Annotated in this window: 1 protein-coding gene; it reads right to left on the reverse strand. The window is 47.8% G+C overall.

The annotated features are described in order from the left end of the window. Positions 1-201 (reverse strand): Ig-like domain-containing protein (locus MMP72_RS15865; protein WP_241406221.1); only part of this gene is annotated, 201 nt, incomplete at both ends.

Raw genomic sequence — 201 nt, forward strand, 5'->3', positions numbered from 1 at the left:
ATCTACAATTGCTGTGGCAGGATCTGAACTATTGCCTGCTTCATCTGTTGCCACTGCTGTGATTTCATCACCATCATCTAAACCTGGGTTCGGTATGCTCCAACTACCATCTGGTCCTGCAACAACTTCTGCTGTGCTGCCATCTGGGAAGGTCACAGTCACTGTAGAATCAGGTTCTGCTGTTCCTGTAATTGGATCGGT

Source organism: Acinetobacter sp. NIPH 2699 (genome assembly GCF_022549355.1).
Classification (GTDB): Bacteria; Pseudomonadota; Gammaproteobacteria; order Pseudomonadales; family Moraxellaceae; genus Acinetobacter.